General features: G+C 71.0%; 13 protein-coding genes. 11 read left to right on the top strand and 2 right to left on the bottom strand.

The window, feature by feature from the left end:
* Positions 1-110: 110 nt before the first annotated feature.
* The 3 genes from AS029_RS03105 (at position 111) to AS029_RS03095 (ending at position 3,616) form a co-directional block, all read left to right on the top strand.
* Positions 111-704: a TetR/AcrR family transcriptional regulator gene (locus AS029_RS03105; protein ID WP_058231097.1), complete on the top strand. Its 594-nt coding sequence runs from the start codon at positions 111-113 to the stop codon at positions 702-704.
* Between the two features lie 115 nt (positions 705-819).
* Entirely contained in the window at positions 820-1,776 is a 957-nt protein-coding gene (locus AS029_RS03100; protein WP_058231096.1) for an AraC-like ligand-binding domain-containing protein, read from the top strand.
* 358 nt (positions 1,777-2,134) lie between these two features.
* Positions 2,135-3,616 (top strand): APC family permease, encoded by a 1,482-nt coding sequence (locus AS029_RS03095; protein WP_058231095.1) that lies wholly within the window; start codon positions 2,135-2,137, stop codon positions 3,614-3,616.
* Positions 3,617-3,975: 359 nt separating this feature from the next.
* Here AS029_RS03095 and AS029_RS03090 read toward each other — a convergent pair whose 3' ends face one another.
* Positions 3,976-5,451, bottom strand: coding sequence for an aldehyde dehydrogenase family protein (locus AS029_RS03090; protein ID WP_228375862.1), 1,476 nt, complete (start codon positions 5,449-5,451; stop codon positions 3,976-3,978).
* A 414-nt stretch (positions 5,452-5,865) separates the two neighbouring features.
* On the opposite strand from AS029_RS03090, the gene AS029_RS03085 reads away from it, so the two are divergent.
* Together AS029_RS03085 and AS029_RS03080 are read left to right on the top strand one after the other, a co-directional pair.
* A complete protein-coding gene (locus AS029_RS03085) occupies positions 5,866-7,524 on the top strand; it encodes a thiamine pyrophosphate-binding protein (RefSeq protein ID WP_058231094.1) in 1,659 nt (552 codons plus the stop codon).
* A gap of 10 nt (positions 7,525-7,534) precedes the next feature.
* Positions 7,535-7,954 carry a GNAT family N-acetyltransferase gene (locus tag AS029_RS03080; protein WP_058231093.1) on the top strand — a complete coding sequence of 140 codons (420 nt, stop codon included), beginning with the start codon at positions 7,535-7,537 and terminating at the stop codon, positions 7,952-7,954.
* A 212-nt stretch (positions 7,955-8,166) separates the two neighbouring features.
* Here the strand turns inward: AS029_RS03080 and AS029_RS03075 are convergent, their stop codons facing one another.
* On the bottom strand, positions 8,167-9,549 hold the full coding sequence (locus AS029_RS03075; protein ID WP_058231092.1) for an MFS transporter: 1,383 nt from the start codon (positions 9,547-9,549) through the stop codon (positions 8,167-8,169).
* Positions 9,550-9,665: 116 nt separating this feature from the next.
* Between AS029_RS03075 and AS029_RS03070 the strand changes: the two genes are divergently transcribed.
* From AS029_RS03070 to AS029_RS03045, 6 genes are all read left to right on the top strand, one after another.
* On the top strand, positions 9,666-11,327 hold the full coding sequence (locus AS029_RS03070; RefSeq protein WP_058231091.1) for a fumarylacetoacetate hydrolase family protein: 1,662 nt from the start codon (positions 9,666-9,668) through the stop codon (positions 11,325-11,327).
* Positions 11,327-12,031 (top strand): GntR family transcriptional regulator, encoded by a 705-nt coding sequence (locus AS029_RS03065; RefSeq protein WP_058231090.1) that lies wholly within the window; start codon positions 11,327-11,329, stop codon positions 12,029-12,031. Before AS029_RS03070 ends, AS029_RS03065 begins: the two co-directional genes overlap by 1 nt.
* A 74-nt stretch (positions 12,032-12,105) precedes the next feature.
* Positions 12,106-13,626: a 5-carboxymethyl-2-hydroxymuconate semialdehyde dehydrogenase gene (gene hpaE, locus AS029_RS03060; protein WP_058231089.1), complete on the top strand. Its 1,521-nt coding sequence runs from the start codon at positions 12,106-12,108 to the stop codon at positions 13,624-13,626.
* Positions 13,627-13,799: 173 nt separating this feature from the next.
* Complete coding sequence (gene hpaD, locus AS029_RS03055) at positions 13,800-14,951, top strand: 3,4-dihydroxyphenylacetate 2,3-dioxygenase (protein ID WP_058231088.1); 1,152 nt, start codon at positions 13,800-13,802, stop codon at positions 14,949-14,951.
* 95 nt (positions 14,952-15,046) lie between these two features.
* Positions 15,047-15,832 carry a fumarylacetoacetate hydrolase family protein gene (locus AS029_RS03050; RefSeq protein WP_058231087.1) on the top strand — a complete coding sequence of 262 codons (786 nt, stop codon included), beginning with the start codon at positions 15,047-15,049 and terminating at the stop codon, positions 15,830-15,832.
* Complete coding sequence (locus AS029_RS03045) at positions 15,817-16,623, top strand: aldolase/citrate lyase family protein (RefSeq protein WP_058231086.1); 807 nt, start codon at positions 15,817-15,819, stop codon at positions 16,621-16,623. Before AS029_RS03050 ends, AS029_RS03045 begins: the two co-directional genes overlap by 16 nt.
* Positions 16,624-16,894: the final 271 nt, after the last annotated feature.

The raw sequence follows: 16,894 nt of genomic DNA, 5'->3' as shown, positions 1-16,894 counted from the left end.
CACCCGCGCGGTGCGCTCCGGATTCCGGATGCCGCGGCGTCGGCGTTCACGTCGGAGCCCGCGCCGCTGCCCGGGTAAGGTCGGACGGTCGCCGAGACGAAAGGACGCGAGTGCCCCGACGCGTGGATCACGAGGCCCGCCGACACGAGATCGTGCAGGCGACGTGGCGCCTGATCGCCGAGCGCGGTATCGAGGCCACGACGATGCGCGAGCTCGCACGCGAGCTGGGTCTGGCCAACGGCAGCGTCACGCACTACTTCCCCGACAAGAGCGCGATCCTGACGGCGGCCTTCGCGCACGTCTTCGCGGCGACGACCGCGCGCTTCGAGCAGGGGCGCGCGCGCACGGGCGACACCGGCCTCGCGGCCCTGCGGGCCTTCCTGCTCGAGGCGGCGCCGATCGATGAAGAACGCTCGCTCGAGGCGCGGATCGTCATCGCCTTCCTCGAGTACGCCGCCGCCGATCCGGCTCTGGCCGAGATGTTCCGCGGGCTCATGCGCGAGTGGCAAGCGGCGTTCGCCGAGATGGTCGCCGAAGCGCAGGCCCAGGGCGAGGTGCGCGACGGACTCGACGTGCAGGCCGTGAGCGACGCGATCCTGCACGCGGTCAACGGCATGCAGGCCATCGGCATCCTGCTGCCCGAGACCGCGCGCGAACAGCGCATGCGCGCCACCGTCGACGCGCTCGTCGACATGCTTCGCTGAGATGGCACTCGCGACTGACGACACAGAGAGGTAATATTCGGGAAACTTTGGCTCTACAAGCGTCGGATAAAAATGACGTGGGAGCCGAATGTCGAGGGAAACGAGGAGGTCTCCCATGTCGATCGTCACCACCCGCCCCCGATCGGGCGTCACGGCCATCCACGCGGCCGACCTGACCGCGTTCCGCGCAGCGGTCGACGACAGCTTCGTACCGCTGCACGTCACCGCCGCCGACCCCGACCGCTTCCGCGGCAGCATCCGCGCGGCGTCGGCCGACGGCATCCACGTCAGTACCGTCGCCGCCTCGGCGCACGTGGTCGAGCGCACGCCCGACCTGATCGCCCGCGCCGATGGTCCCGCCGTGAAGATGAGCCTCATGCTGGCCGGCACCGGCCTTCTGGTGCAGGACGGCCGCGAAGCGCTCCTGCGCCCCGGAGACTTCGCCGTCTACGACACCTCCCGCCCGTACACGCTGACGTTCAGCGGCGACTTCCGCACGATCGTGACCATGTTCGCGCCGAGCGCCCTGCCCCTGCCGTCGTCGGCCCTGTCACAGCTGACCGCCGTGCGCGTGCCGGGCGACGGTGGACTCGGCGGTGTCGTCGCCCCCTTCCTCGCGCAGCTCGGAACCCACCTCGACCAGGTCGCGAGTCCCTCGGGGTCGCGGCTCGTGCACACCGCGCTCGACCTGCTGACCACCGTCTACGCGCACGAACTCGGCGCCGATGTCGCGGCGAGCGACCCGCACGCCGCCCTCCGGCGCCGCGTCGAGCAGCACATCGACACCCACCTCGCCGCGCCCGATCTCGGCCCCGGAACCATTGCCGCCGCCCACTACATCTCGACGCGGCATCTGCACACGCTCTTCCAGGGGCAGGGCACCACGGTCGCCGCGCTCATCCGCACGCGCCGCCTCGAGCGCTGCCGCCGCGAGCTGACCGATCCTCTGCTCACCGATCAGTCGGTGTCGGCGATCGGCGCGCGCTGGGGCTTCCCGGATGCCGCGCACTTCAGCCGCACCTTCAAGTCGGCGTTCGGATTCTCGCCCAGCGAGTGCCGCGCGGCGCGCTGAGTCGCATCCCGGCGCCATCGGGCGCGATCGTGGGCACGTCGACGGTCTGCGCCACTGAGGTCGACGACCCGCGGTGGCCAGGGGCGCGGAATCTTTCGCGACGACCACGACCGTCGGGGCGTCCGACCGGCATCGCAACGCGGTCTATCCCGTCGGCGACCAAGGTGACGACGGCGCGGCGAGAGCTCAGCTGAAGGTCCATGCCGCCATCCTGTGCGCGCCGTCGGCGCGCGGCATCCGTCCCTGCGCGGACGCAACAGGCCCCCTCACCGGCGGTCAAGTCGGGCGGGCGCGGCGGGAGCAAGATCACTGCAGCGGACGCTGACGCCCGCTCGGAATCCGAACCCGAAGGACTGCCATGACCGACTCGACCACCGCCGGCTCCTCCACCGCGTTGCAGCGCGGCGCCCTGGGCGTCGCCGGCATCGTCTTCCTCGTCCTCGCGGCCGTCGCGCCGCTGACCGGCATCGTCGTCGTCGCATCGCTCGCGATCGCTCTCGGCAACGGCGGAGGCACGCCCGCATCGTTCCTGATCATCGCCGTGATCCTGCTGCTGTTCGCCGTGGGCTACGCGCAGATGTCGAAGCAGCTGGTCAACGCGGGCGGTTTCTACGCCTTCGTCGTGAAGGGCCTCGGGCGCACCGGCGGGCTCATCGCGGGTCTGATCGCAACACTCGGCTACAACTTCTTCGTCGTCGGCACGATCGGCACGAGCGGCTTCTTCATGCAGTCGATCATCGCGGGGCTGACGGGCTTCGACATGCACTGGTACCTGTGGGGTCTGCTGTCGATCGTCGTGTGCTTCGTCATGGCACGCACCGGCGTCGACTTCTCGTCGAAGGTCCTCGGCGTCGCCCTCGTCCTCGAGGTGCTGATGCTCGTGGTCTTCGACGTCTCGGTGCTCGTGCAGACCGGCTACGACCTCGGCGCCTTCTCACCCGAGGCCGTCTTCTCGGGGTCACTCCCGATCGGTCTGCTGCTCGCGGCCACCGGCTTCCTCGGTTTCGAGGCCACCGCCCTGTTCGGCGAAGAAGCGCGCAACCCGCTGAAGACCATCCCCCGTGCCACCTACACCGCGATCATCGCGATCGGCGTGATCCTCGGCGTCACCACCTGGGCAGTGGTCAGCGCCACCGGGGTCGCGCTGGCGCAGGGCACCGCGCAGGAGCACCTGGCCACCGGTGACCTCATCTTCAGCCTCTCCGCGACCTACCTCGGCCCGCAGCTGACGGTCGTCATGCAGGTCCTGCTGCTGGTGAGCCTGTTCGCCGCGATGCTCGCCTTCCACAACTCCGCGACCCGCTACCTCTACGCCCTCGGCCGCGCCCGCGTGCTGCCCCACGCCCTGGCCCGTACACGTGCCTCGGGCGCGCCGCAGCTCGCGGGCATCGTGCAGGCCGGGTTCGCGGCGATCGTCGCGGGTGCGTTCGCCCTCGTCGGACTCGACCCGATCCTCAACCTCGTGCCCGCGATGCTCGGCTTCGGCACGCTCGCCGTGATCGTGCTGCAGGCTCTCGCCGCCCTGTCGATCGTGGCGTTCTTCCGCCGCCGCGGCGACCGTCGCTGGTGGAGCACGCTGATCGCGCCCGGCATCGGCTTCCTCGCGCTGTCGGTCATCGTGATCCTCGCGGTGGTGAACTTCGACATCGTCGCCGGCTCCAACGAACCCGCGATCCGCATGATGCCGCTGCTGCTCGTCGCCGCCGTGATCGGCGGCATCGCCTACGGCGCTTTCCTACGCCGCCGCAAGCCGGCCGTCTACGCCGGGCTCGCCGACGACCTCGAGGCCTTCAACGTCGCATCCGCCGAGAAGGGCAAAGACCCCGTGCCCGGACTGTGATGACGGATGCCACGAGCCCGACGTCGGCCGGTCCGGTGGAGCGCTGAGGCCGTCATCGATCGAGAGCCGCGTCCCTCCGGGGGCGCGGCTCTTTCGTGTGCGGTGGCGCGCCGTGCGCCCGGGGCGCAGGCCCGCGCGCTCCCGACACCCCGGGGCCGCCCCACAGAATGGCGACACCCGCGCCGACGCCGGAGCGCCGTCCACAGAATCGAACCGACGGAACGGTATCGAATGCCACAGCGGCATCCGCTCGTCTCCCCTGCGCCGCGTCGACTGCGGTGCGCGAGCGCGGGACTTTCAGGGCACGGAGAGAGCCGCGCCCCGACGGGACGCGGCTCTCACACGGAGCGGCGCGGCGCTCAGCCGTTGATGACCTGCGGCACCCCCAGCGCCTTCAGCCCCTCCACGCCGAACTCGAGACCATAGCCCGAGCCCTTCACGCCGCCGAACGGGATGAGCGGGTGAACGCCCCCGTGCGAGTTGATCCACACGGTGCCCGCCTGCAGGCGCGCCGCAACACGGCGGGCCGCGTCACGGTCGCTCGACCACACCGAGGCGCCGAGGCCGACGTCGAGGCCGTTCGCGCTCGCGATGGCCTCCTCCACGTCGGAGTACCGGATGACGGGGAGGGCGGGACCGAACTGCTCTTCGTCGACGAGGGCGACGCCGTCGCTGACGTCGGCGACGATCGTGGTGCGGTAGAACAGCTCGCCGAGATCGGTGGCGGGCTCCCCGCCGAGCACGACGCGGCCGCCGGAGGCCTTGGCATCCTCGACGAGCCGGTCGACGATGTCGAACTGCTGCTTGTTCTGCAGCGGTCCGAGCACCGTGCCCTCATCCAGGCCGCGACCCATCGGCACGTGCGCGGCGTAGCCGGCGAGCGCCTCGACGACGGCGTCGTACACGTCGTCGTGGACGTACAGTCGCTTCAGCGCCGCGCACGTCTGACCGGTGTTGATGAACGCGCCCCAGAACAGGCCCTCGGCGATGGCAGCGGGATCGACGTCGGGCAGCACGATGCCGGCGTCGTTGCCGCCGAGCTCGAGCGTCAGGCGGGCGAGGTTGCCCGCGGAGCTCTCGATGATCTTGCGGCCCGTGGCCGTGGAGCCGGTGAACATGACCTTGTCGACGTCGGGGTGAGCGGTCAACCGGGCGCCGGCGTCACGGTCGCCCGAGACGGCGATGAGCACGTCAGCGGGCAGCACCTCGTTGATCACGTCGACGAGCGCCAGCACGCTGAGCGGGGTGTACTCGCTCGGCTTGGCGACGACGGTGTTGCCCATCCGCAGGGCGGGGGCGACCTGCCAGACGGTGATCATCATGGGCCAGTTCCACGGTCCCACCGCGGCGACCACCCCGAGCGCACGGTAGTGCAATTCGGCGTGGACCTGCCCGTCAGCGACCACGACCTCCGGCTTCAGCTCGGTGGCCGCGGTCGCGCGCAGCCACGCGGCGCACGCGCCCACCTCGAAGCGGGCGTTGGGGCCGTCCAGCGGCTTTCCCTGCTCGCGCGAGAGCAGACGGGCGAGCGCCTCGGCGTTGGCCTCGATGCGGTCGGCCGCGGCCATCAGCAGGCGGCTGCGCTCCTCGTGTCCGACGGCGTCCCATGCCGGCTGTGCGGCGCGCGCACGGGCGACGGCGGCGTCGATGTCGGCGACCGTGTGCACGGGTGCCCGGCCGATGACGTCGCGGGTCGCGGCATCCGGGATCTCCCGCCCCTCCCCCTCGGGGGCCTGCACGCGCGCGAGCAGGGCGATGTCGTCGGCGTTCGTCGACGCGACGTCTGTCGAGGCCTCGACCTCGGGATCGGCGAGGGCAGGGGTGGGGTCGGACATCGTTGCTCCTTCGGTTCGCGTCCCGGGCCGTGGTACTGCGAGCCCGCCCCGACAGCCTCCGCCCGCCGCGCCGTCGCCGCTTGTCCCCCCGCGCGCGCCGCTAGACCGGCCGCGCTCGCTTCGTGGCGCCCCCGGTCACCCTGGGGCACGACGCCTCGCGCCCGATCGCGCGCGAGCGCGGCCGGCCCGCTCGTGCCACTCCGCTCGCCTTTCCCCCGCTGACTTGCGCCGAACGCACGCCGCGAGAGCCCTTTCGTGAGCATTCAGCGCAAGTCAACGGAGAAGCGTGGCCCTATACTCGATCGCGTCAGGCGCACGAGGTCGTGCGTCGCTGCTCGAAAAAAGGGCACGTAGCGGACGACCGCGAGACACATACGGCATCCATTCCGTTCATCTCGAAAGGCGTCTTCCGTCATGCCCACCGTCTCCGCGCACGTCGCGCACACCCTCGCCCGCCACATCGACACCGTCTTCGGCGTCATGGGCAACGGCAACGCCTACTTCCTCGATGCGCTGGGCCGCGACACGGGCTCGGGCTTCGTCGCCGTGCGGCACGAGGCCGCGGGTGTCGTCGCCGCCGACGCGCACTACCGCACCTGCGGACGCCTCGCCGCCGCCACCGCCACCTACGGCGCCGGCTTCACCAACACGCTCACCGCGCTGGCCGAGGCCGTCCAGGCGCGCACCCCCCTCGTGCTCATCGTGGGCGACGAGCCCACCTCGGGCCCCCGACCGTGGGGCGTCGACCAGATCGCTCTGGCCGCAGCCGTCGGCGCGCGCACGTATACGGTCGGTCACCGCGATGCCGCCGCGACCATCGTGATCGCGATTGAGCACGCCCTCACCTACCGCCTGCCGGTCGTGGTCGGCATCCCCTACGACGTCGCGACCCGCGAGGCGGGCGCGATCCCGGATGCCACGGCCCCCGGCACCGAACCGCAGGTGACGCCCGAGCACCCGCCGCTCGACGCGTACGCCCACGGCGTGATCGATGAGATCGTCGAGGCGCTGGCGTCGGCGCAGCGCCCGGTGCTGCTCGGCGGACGCGGGGCGTGGCTGGCGGGGGCGGGCGCCGCCCTTGACGAGGTGGCCGCGCTGACGGGCGCACTCACGACTACGAGCGCCCTCGGCCGCGGCATCTTCTCGGATCCGGCGCGCGACCTCGGCGTCGCGGGCGGGTTCGGTGCGCCCGGGGCGATGCGGCTCGTGCACGAAGCCGACGTCGCCGTGGTTCTCGGCGCGGGCCTGAACCAGTTCACGATGCGCTTCGGTGAGCTCTTCGCGCCCGGCACGCGCGTCTTCCAAATCGATCTCGCCGCCACCGCCACGCACCCGAACGTCGGCGGATACGTGCGGGGGGATGCCGCCGACGTCGCGGTCGCGATCGCGGAACGCCTGCGTCTGCGCGGCGCGTCACCGTCGACCTGGGGCAGAGGTCTCGATCTCGCTGCCGCCCGACTCCAGCCCGAAGGGCAGGGGCTCGGTCCCGACGGGCGGCTCGACCCGCGGACCGCGGCCACCCGCCTCGCCGAACTGCTGCCGGAGGACCGCGTCGTCGTCCACGACGGCGGCCACTTCATGGGCTGGTCGAACATGTACTGGCCCGTCGCCTCGCCCGACCGCCTGATCATGGTGGGCACGGCCTACCAGTCGATCGGCCTCGGCTTCCCCAGCGTTCCGGGCGCGGCGATCGCCCGCCCCGACGCCACGATCGTGCTCAGCACCGGCGACGGCGGCGGGCTCATGGCCCTCGCCGACCTCGAGACGGCCATCCGCGTCGCCGGCGGCCGCGGTATCGCCGTGGTGTGGAACGACGCGCAATACGGCGCCGAAGTCCTCAACTACGGCGTCAAGGGTCTGCACGCCGACCCCATGCTCATCCCCCAGGTCGACTTCGCCGCCGTCGCGCGCGGGTTCGGCGCCGAGGGTGTGGTGGTCGAGGCAGTCGACGACCTCGACGCCCTGGCATCCTGGGTCTCGCGCTCCCCCGAGGACCGCGGCTTCCTGCTGCTCGACCTGCGGGTGAGCGCCGCCGTCACCGCGCCGTTCTGGGAGGAGATCGCCTCGCGCTAACGTCTCGAACGTGCAGTTCTCGATCGCAACCCCCACCGCCGCGGAGTTCGCGGCGCTGTATCTCGAGACCGGTTGGGGCCAGTGGCCCCTCGAGACGTTCGAACGCGCCCTCGCCGGCAGCTGGGTCGTGTGCGTCGCGCGCGACGACGACAACCGTCTCGTCGGCCTCGGCCGCCTGATCGGCGACGGGGCTCTGCACGCGTTCGTGACCGAGATGATCGTGTCGGAGAGCGCCCGAGGTGCCGGGATCGGCGCCGAGATCGTGCGCCGTCTCGTCGGGGAGGCGCACCGCCGGGGCGTCCGCGACGTGCAGCTGTTCGCCGCTCGCGGCCGCGCCGCGTTCTACGAGCGCAACGGCTTCGCGCGCCGGCCCGACGACGCACCGGGGATGGAGTGGGCGGGCGAGTCCCGCGGCACCGCCGTGCCGTGATCCGGAGATCCGCGGCATGAGGGCGTGCACTGCCCGCACCGCGGGCCCGTTCCAGGGGAGATCGCCGGAGCCCGGCACGCCGAACGGCCCGGCAGCACCACGCGCGCCGCGGCCCCGCCGCACCGGAGCCTCGGCGCACCGCAGCCCCGCCGCGCCACGCGCGCCGCGGCCCCGCCGCACCTCCGCGCGACGGGGCCGAGACGCACGACGGCTCAGGCCCGTGACAGTCCCCGCACGGGGCTCACGGCCTGCTCCGCCTCGTGGTCGGGTCCGAGCGGCATGCCGCTGCGGTCGCGCAGCAGCAGCGTGGCGATGAGACCGAGCACCGTCATCCCGGCGAGGTACCAGGTCACCGACATCGTCGTGCCCGTCGACTCCACGAGCGCCTGCGCGATGGTCGGGGCGAACGCGCCGCCCAGGATCGCGCCGATCGCATACGAGATCGATACCCCCGAGAAGCGGATGGATGCCGGGAACAGCTCGGCGTACAGCGCCGCCTGCGGGCCGTAGGTGAAGCCCAGGCCGACGGTGAGCACGACGAGTCCCAGGGTGAGCAGCCCGATGCTGCCGGTGTTGACGAGCGGGAACAGCAGGAAGACGCCGATCAGCTGCGCCGCCCACCCGATGATGTAGGTGTTGCGCCGACCGATCTTGTCGCCCACCCAGCCGCCGATCCACGTGAACACCAGCCACGACACCGCCGACAGCGTCACCGCACCCAGCACGTCCGCCGTCGCCAGGCCGATCGGTCCCTCGGGGTTGGTCGCGTAACGCTGGATGTAGCCGCCCGTGGTCATGTAGCCCACCGCGTTGTTGCCGGCGAAGACGAGGGCGGCGATGAGCACCAGGAGCGCGTGCTTGCGGAACAGCTGCACGATCGGCATCCGCGTCTTCTCCTTGCGCTCGGCGAGCTCGAGGAAGACCGGGCTCTCCTCGACCTTCTTGCGCACGTAGTAGCCGACGAGGATCAGCACGAACGACAGCAGGAACGGCACACGCCAGCCCCACGCGAGGAAGGCGTCGCCGGGGGCGATCAGCGCCATGAGCGCGAGCATGCCGCTGGCCAGCAGCAGGCCGAGCGGCACGCCGAGCTGCGGCGAGGCGCCGAAGAGGCTGCGCTTGGCCTTGGGGGCGTGCTCGACGGCCATGAGCACCGCCCCGCCCCACTCGCCGCCGGCCGAGATGCCCTGCACGACGCGCAGCAGCATGAGCAGCACGGGCGCGGCCACGCCGATGACCTCGTAGGTCGGCAGCACGCCGATGAGCGTGGTCGCCGCCCCCATGAGGATGAGCGTCAGCATCAGGACGACACGGCGGCCGTACCTGTCGCCGAGGTGCCCGGCGAGGAAGGCGCCGAGGGGGCGGAAGAGGAAGCTCAGGCCCACCGACAGGAACGCGAGGATCTGCGCGAATCCGGGGCCGGCCGGGGCGAAGAAGAGCTGCCCGAACACCAGCCCGGCGGCCGAGGCGTAGAGGAAGAAGTCGTACCACTCGACGGTGGTGCCGACGACGGTGGCGAAGACGACGCGGCGTCGATCGCCGGTCGCCGAGATGGTTCCGGTGGGCGTGAACCCCGGAGAGGAAGAGCGAGACATTGGGAACTCCTTTGACGGCGTCGTCGATACCGCGACGTCTCTGTCGAGGGTGATGCGGGGGTTGCCCCCACCATTCGGATCATATACGATTTCACATACGACGCAAGGGAGCCTCCATGACCGACACCGACCCCCGGTTCGCCGCCCTCGGGGCGCGGCCCGGCAAGATCGTGGCCGTCCACCTCTCGTACGCCTCGCGCGCCGATCAGCGCGGCCGCCGACCGGCCGCACCCTCGTACTTCTTCAAGCCCTCGAGCTCGCTCGCGGCATCCGGGTCCGAGATCGTGCGCCCCGCGGGCACCGAGCTGCTCGCCTTCGAGGGCGAGATCGCGCTCGTCATCGGCGAGCCGGCCCGGTGGGTGACTCCGGATGCCGCGTGGTCGCACGTGGCATCCATCACCGCCGCGAACGACTTCGGTCTCTACGACCTGCGCGCGAACGACAAGGGCTCGAACGTGCGCTCCAAGGGCGGCGACGGGTACACCCCGCTCGGCCCGGCGCTCCTCGACGCTCGCGCGGTCGATCCGGCGAACCTCCGCCTGCGCACCTGGGTCGACGGCGACCTCGTGCAAGACGACACGACCGCGGGACTCATCTTCTCGCTCGCCCAGATCGTCGCCGACCTGTCGCAGCATTTCACTCTCGAGACCGGAGACGTCGTGCTCACCGGAACCCCCGCGGGCTCGTCGGTGGTCACGCCCGGTCAGACCGTCGAGGTGCAGGTGGATGCCGGCTCCCTCTCGACCGGTCGGCTCCGCACCACGGTGGTGCAGGGCGAGCGCGCGTTGGATGCCGCGATCGGCTCGCTCCCCGCGGTCGACGACACGCAGCGCACCGAGGCCTGGGGCTCGGCCGAAGCGGCCGCCGCCGCTGCTGCCACGAGAACAGGAGATGTCACCGAAACAGGCCAGAACCCGGCGGATCAGCCTGTTCCCGCCGCATCCCCTGTTCTGGTAACGGATACCGGCGCGCCCCACACTGCGCCGAGAACAGGAGATGTCGCCGAAACAGGCCAGAACTCGGCGGATCACCCTGTTTCCGTCGCATCCCCTGTTCTCGTGACGGATGCCGAGACCCCGGCCTCCGCCCTCTCCCCCGCGCTGCGCGCGAAGCTCGAGCGCATCCCCGTCGCCGCCCTCAGCGGGCAGCTGCGCAAGCGCGGCCTGAACGACGTCACCATCGACGGCGTGCGCCCGCTCACCCCGGGCAGCCGCTTCGTCGGCACGGCCCGGACGCTCCGGTTCGTCCCGCATCGCGAAGACCTCTTCGCCTCCCACGGCGGCGGCCAGAACGCGCAGAAGCGCGCGTTCGACGCGGTCGGCGAGGGCGAGGTCATCGTCATCGAGGCCCGTGGTGAGACCGGCTCGGGCACGCTCGGCGACATCCTCGCCATCCGCGCGCACGCTCGGGGCGCCGCCGCGATCGTCACCGACGGAGGCGTCCGCGACGCCGAGGCCGTGGCCGCCGTCGGCATCCCCGTGTTCACCGCCGGCCCGCACCCCGCCGTGCTCGGACGCCGGCACGTGCCCTGGCAGACCGACGTCGCCGTCGGCTGCGGCGGCACCACCGTGGAGCCCGGCGACATCCTCGTCGGCGACGGCGACGGCGTGATCGTGATCCCGCCGGCCCTGGCCGACGAAGTGGCCGACGCCGCGCTCGCCCAGGAAGAAGAGGACGCGTGGATCGCCGGCCAGGTGGCATCCGGTCACCCCATCGAGGGACTGTTCCCGATGAACGCCGAGTGGCGCGCGCGGTTCGACAGCGAGAGGAACGCCTGATGGATGCCACGACCCCGGCCACCGCACGCGCGTCGAGCCTGAGCAAGTCGCAGCAGGCGTACCAGTGGATCAAGCAGCGCATCGCCTCGCAGGAGTTCACCCCGGGCTACCGCCTGGTGCTCGGCTCGATCGCCGGCGAGCTCGACATGAGCGTCGTGCCGGTGCGCGAGGCGATCCGCCAGCTCGAGGCCGAGGGCCTGGTGATGTTCGAGCGCAACGTCGGTGCCCGCGTCTCGATGGTCGACGACACCGCCTACCGTTTCAGCATGCAGGCGCTGAGCCTGCTCGAAGGAGCCGCGACGGCCCTGTCGGCCCGGGCGCTGACGACGAACGACGTGCGCCGCGCCCGCGAGGTCAATGAGCTCATGGTCGAGACGCTCGCGCACTTCGACCCCCGCGCCTTCACCGCGTTGAACCAGGAGTTCCACGCGATCCTGTTCGCCAAGTGCGCCAACCCGCGCATGCTCGAACTGGTGCAGGCCGAGTGGGCCCGCCTCGGCCACCTGCGTGACTCGACGTTCAGCTTCGTGCCCGGCCGTGCCGCCGAATCGGTGCGCGAGCACGAGAACATCCTTGTCCTCATCGAGAACGGTGCCCCTCTCGCCGAGATCGAGAAGGTCTCGCGCCGTCACAGATCGGCGACGCTCGACGCGTACATGATCCACGAGCACCCCGACCAGGTGCTCGGTCTCCCCGCTTTCTGACCCCGGATGCCGTGACCCGGCGCCCCGACGACGGCGACGTCCGGCATCCACCCCTCTTCACCGAAGGAGTCCCCATGACCACCCCGCAGACCACCGCCCGCCGCGTGCCGGCCGAGCTGCCCGAGCGCATCCAGCACTACATCGGCGGCCGGTTCGTCGACTCGGTCGACGGCGACACGTTCGACGTGCTCGACCCGGTGACGAACCAGACCTACCTGCAGGCCGCGGCCGGCAAGAAGGCCGACGTCGACCTCGCCGTCGCGGCGGCGCGGAAGGCGTTCACCGAGGGGCCGTGGCCGCGCATGCTCCCCCGCGAGCGCTCGCGCGTGCTGCACCGCATCGCCGATCTCGTGGAGTCGCGCGACGAGCGCCTCGCCGAGCTGGAGTCGTTCGACTCCGGGCTGCCGATCACGCAGGCGCTCGGCCAGGCCCGCCGCGCCGCGGAGAACTTCCGCTTCTTCGCCGACCTGATCGTCGCCCAGACCGACGACGCCTTCAAGGTGCCCGGCCGTCAGCTCAACTACGTCAACCGCAAGCCGATCGGCGTCGCCGGCCTCATCACGCCGTGGAACACCCCGTTCATGCTCGAGTCGTGGAAGCTCGGCCCCGCGCTCGCGACCGGCAACACCGTGGTGCTCAAGCCCGCGGAGTTCACGCCGCTGTCGGCATCCCTGTGGGCGGGCATCTTCGAGGAGGCGGGCCTTCCCGAGGGCGTGTTCAACCTCGTCAACGGCCTCGGAGAGGATGCCGGCGACGCACTCGTGAAGCACCCCGACGTGCCGCTCATCTCGTTCACCGGCGAGAGCAGCACGGGGCAGCTGATCTTCGGCAACGCGGCGCCGTTCCTCAAGGGCCTGTCGATGGAGCTGGGCGGCAAGAGCCCGGCGATCGTCTTCGCCGACGCGGATCTGGATGCCGCGATCGACGCGACGATCTTCGGCGTCTTCTCGCTCAACGGCGAGCGCTGCACCGCCGGCAGCCGCATCCTCGTGCAGCGCGACGTGTACGACGCCTTCGTCGAGCGCTACGCCGCGCAGGCCGACCGCGTGAAGGTCGGCTATCCCGACGACCCCGAGACCGAGGTCGGAGCCCTCGTGCACCCCGAGCACTACGCGAAGGTCATGTCGTACGTCGAGCTCGGCAAGACCGAGGGTCGTCTGGTCGCCGGCGGCGGTCGCCCCGAGGAGTTCCCGGAGGGCAACTTCGTGCGTCCCACGGTGTTCGCCGACGTCTCGCCCGACGCGCGGATCTTCCAGGAGGAGATCTTCGGCCCCGTCGTGGCGATCACCCCCTTCGACACCGACGAGGAGGCGCTCGCGCTGGCCAACAACACGAAGTACGGGCTTGCCGCCTACGTCTGGACGAGCGACCTCAAGCGCGCCCACAACTTCGCGCAGAACGTCGAGGCCGGCATGGTGTGGCTGAACTCCAACAACGTCCGCGACCTCCGCACACCGTTCGGCGGGGTGAAGGCCTCGGGCCTCGGCCACGAGGGCGGCTACCGCTCGATCGACTTCTACACCGACCAGCAGGCCGTGCACATCACGCTCGGCCCCGCCCACAACCCGACGTTCGGCAAGGCGCCGGGGCACTGAGCCCGGCGGCCGACGGCTGAGTCGTTGCCAGGTGGCTGAGCCTGTCGAAGCCACCCCCCGACCCGCAGAACGCCCGGTCCCTTCGACAGGCTCAGGGACCTCCGAAAGCACGGTGGCTGAGCCTGTCGAAGCCACCCCCGACCCGCAGAACACCCCACGCAAGGACGCGATCCATGGCAAAGCACACCGAAGAACAGAAGACCTCCTCCGGGTTCTGGGTGACCCAGGAGGCCCCCATCGTCTCCGACGACCCGATCCCCACCCCCGAGGCGCCCGCGCCCGACATCCTGCGCTGCGCGTACATGGAGCTCGTGGTCACCGACCTCGCGGCATCCCGTGTCTTCTACGTCGACGTGCTGGGACTGCACGTCACCGAGGAGGACGACGAGGCGATCTACCTGCGCTCGACCGAGGAGTTCATCCACCACAACCTCGTGCTGCGCAAGGGCCCGGTCGCCGCGGTCGCCGCGTTCTCGTACCGGGTGCGGTCGTCGGACGACCTCGACAAGGCCGTCGCGTTCTACACCGAGCTCGGCTGCGACGTGCGCCGGGAGCCGAACGGCTTCACCAAGGGCATCGGCGACTCTGTCCGCGTCGTCGACCCGCTCGGCTTCCCGTACGAGTTCTTCTTCGACACCGAACACCAGGAGCGCTTGTCGTGGCGCTACGACCTGCAGATCCCGGGCGAGCTGGTGCGCCTCGACCACTTCAACCAGATCACGCCCGACGTGCCCCGCGCGGTCAACTTCATGCAGGCGCTCGGCTTCCGCGTGACCGAAGACATCCAGGACGAGGAGGGCACGGTCTACGCCGCGTGGATGCGCCGCAAGCCCACCGTGCACGACACCGCCATGACCGGCGGCGACGGACCGCGCATGCACCACGTGTGCTTCGCGACGCACGAGAAGCACAACATCCTCGCCATCTGCGACAAGCTCGGCGCCCTTCGTCGATCGGATGCCATCGAGCGCGGCCCCGGCCGCCACGGCGTCTCGAACGCGTTCTACCTGTACCTGCGCGACCCCGACGGCCACCGCGTCGAGATCTACACGCAGGACTACTACACCGGCGACCCCGACAACCCTGTCATCACGTGGGACGTCCACGACAACCAGCGCCGCGACTGGTGGGGCAACCCCGTCGTGCCGTCGTGGTACACCGAGGGCTCGCTCGTGCTCGACCTCGACGGCATCCCGCAGCCGGTCCGCGCCCGCGAGGACTCCAGCGAGATGGCCGTGACCATCGGCGCCGACGGCTTCAGCTACACCCGCGCGCCCGAGGCCACGGCATCCGGTTCCGAGTTCAAGCTCGGCAACCAGCTCTGACGCCCCCCTTCGCGCGTGAGGTGCCAAAAATTGTCGCCGGGGACCCATCCGAAGCGACAATTCTTGGCGACTCACGCGGAACGAACAGGAGACCCATGCTCACCGACGCACAGATCGACGCCATCGCGGCCGAGCTCGCCGAGGCGGACCGCACCCACTCGGTCATCCCGCGCATCACGGCGAGATTCCCGGATGCCACAGTCGACGACTCGTACCGCATCCAGGGCCGCTGGCGCGATACGCAGCTCGCCGCGGGTCGCACGCTCGTCGGGCGCAAGATCGGCCTGACCTCCAAGGCCATGCAGCAGGCGACCGGGATCACCGAGCCCGACTACGGCGTGATGTTCGACGACACCGTCTACCGTTCGGGCGACGAGATCCCCGTCGAGCACTTCTCCAACGTCCGCATCGAGGTCGAGCTCGCCTTCGTGCTCAAGACGCCGCTGGCCGGCCCCGACTGCACGCTCGACGACGCCCTCGCCGCGATCGACTACGCCGTCCCGGCGCTGGAGGTGCTCAACTCGCACATCGAGCTGGAGGGCCGCACGATCGTCGACACCATCAGCGACAACGCCGCCTATGGGGCGATGGTGCTCGGAGACGTGCACAAACGCCCCGACGAGATCGATCTGCGGTGGGTCCCGGGCGTGCTCAGCCGCAACGGCGAGATCGAAGAGACCGGGGTGGCCGCCGGCGTCCTGGGCCACCCGGCGACCGGCGTCGCCTGGCTGGCCAACAAGTTCTCCCAGCACGGCGCGCGCCTCGAGGCGGGCGAGATCATCCTGGCAGGATCGTTCACGCGCCCGATGTGGGTGTCGCGGGGCGACGACGTCTTCTGCGACTACGGACCGATGGGAACGATCTCGTGCCGCTTCGTCTGACCCCGGCCTTCCGCGCCGCCCTCGCGGCATCCGATCGTCCGCTCGCGGGCATGTGGGTGTGCTCGGGCAGCCCGGTCGCCGCCGAGATCGCCGCGGGGTCGGGGCTCGACTGGTTGCTCATCGACATGGAGCACTCGGCCGCCTCGCTCGAGACCGTGCTCACCCTGCTGCAGGTCACCGCGGCGTATCCGGTCACGCCGGTCGTGCGCGTGCCGTGGAACGACCCGGTCGTCATCAAGCAGGTGCTCGACCTCGGCGCGCAGAACCTCATCGTGCCGATGGTGTCGTCGGCCGCCGAGGCTCGCGCCGCCGTCGCCGCGACCCGGTATCCGCCCGGGGGCGTCCGCGGCGTCGGCAGCGCGCTCGCCCGCAGCGCCCGCTGGAACCGCGTCGACGGGTACCTCACCGGCGCCGGCGACCAAGTGTCGCTCACCGTGCAGATCGAGACCACTGCCGGGGTTGCCGCCGCGGCCGAGATCGCCGCCGTCGAGGGGGTGGATGCCGTCTTCGTCGGCCCCTCCGACCTCTCGGCATCCATGGGCCTGCTCGGGCAGCAGTCGCATCCCGACGTCGTGGCGGCGGTGCACGCCGTGTTCGCCGCGTGCCGGGATGCCGGGACCCCGGTCGGCGTGAACGCCTTCGATCCCGCGGTGGCCGAGGCGTACCTCGACGCGGGCGCCGACTTCGTCGCGGTCGGTGCCGATGTGGCGCTGCTGGCCCGGGCGTCGGAGGCCCTCGCGGCGCGATTCGTCACCGGCCGCAGCCTCAGCGAAGAGCGCGAGAGCTACTGAGGCGGCGTTTTCTTCGCGTGAGGCGGCGTTCTCTTCGCGCGAGGCGGCGTTCTCTTCGCGTGAGGCGGCGTTTCCTCTCCGTGAGAAACGCTTCGCCGTGCGAGAAACGGCGTGTCGCAGCGTTTCTGGCACGAAACCGCGTTTCTCGGCGCGGAACGCTGCGCTGCGCGAGAACCGGCGAGTCGGCGGGTGTCGCGCGCGAGGCGGCGTCTTCGCGTGAGTCGGTGTTTTCTCCGCGAGAAACGCCCCGCTGTGCAAGAAACGGCGCCTC

It is taken from the genome of Microbacterium enclense, assembly GCF_001456955.1.
Lineage (GTDB): Bacteria > Actinomycetota > Actinomycetes > Actinomycetales > Microbacteriaceae > Microbacterium > Microbacterium enclense.
Note: the sequence above shows the minus strand (reverse complement) of the source record. Positions and strands in the feature narration are given on the sequence as shown.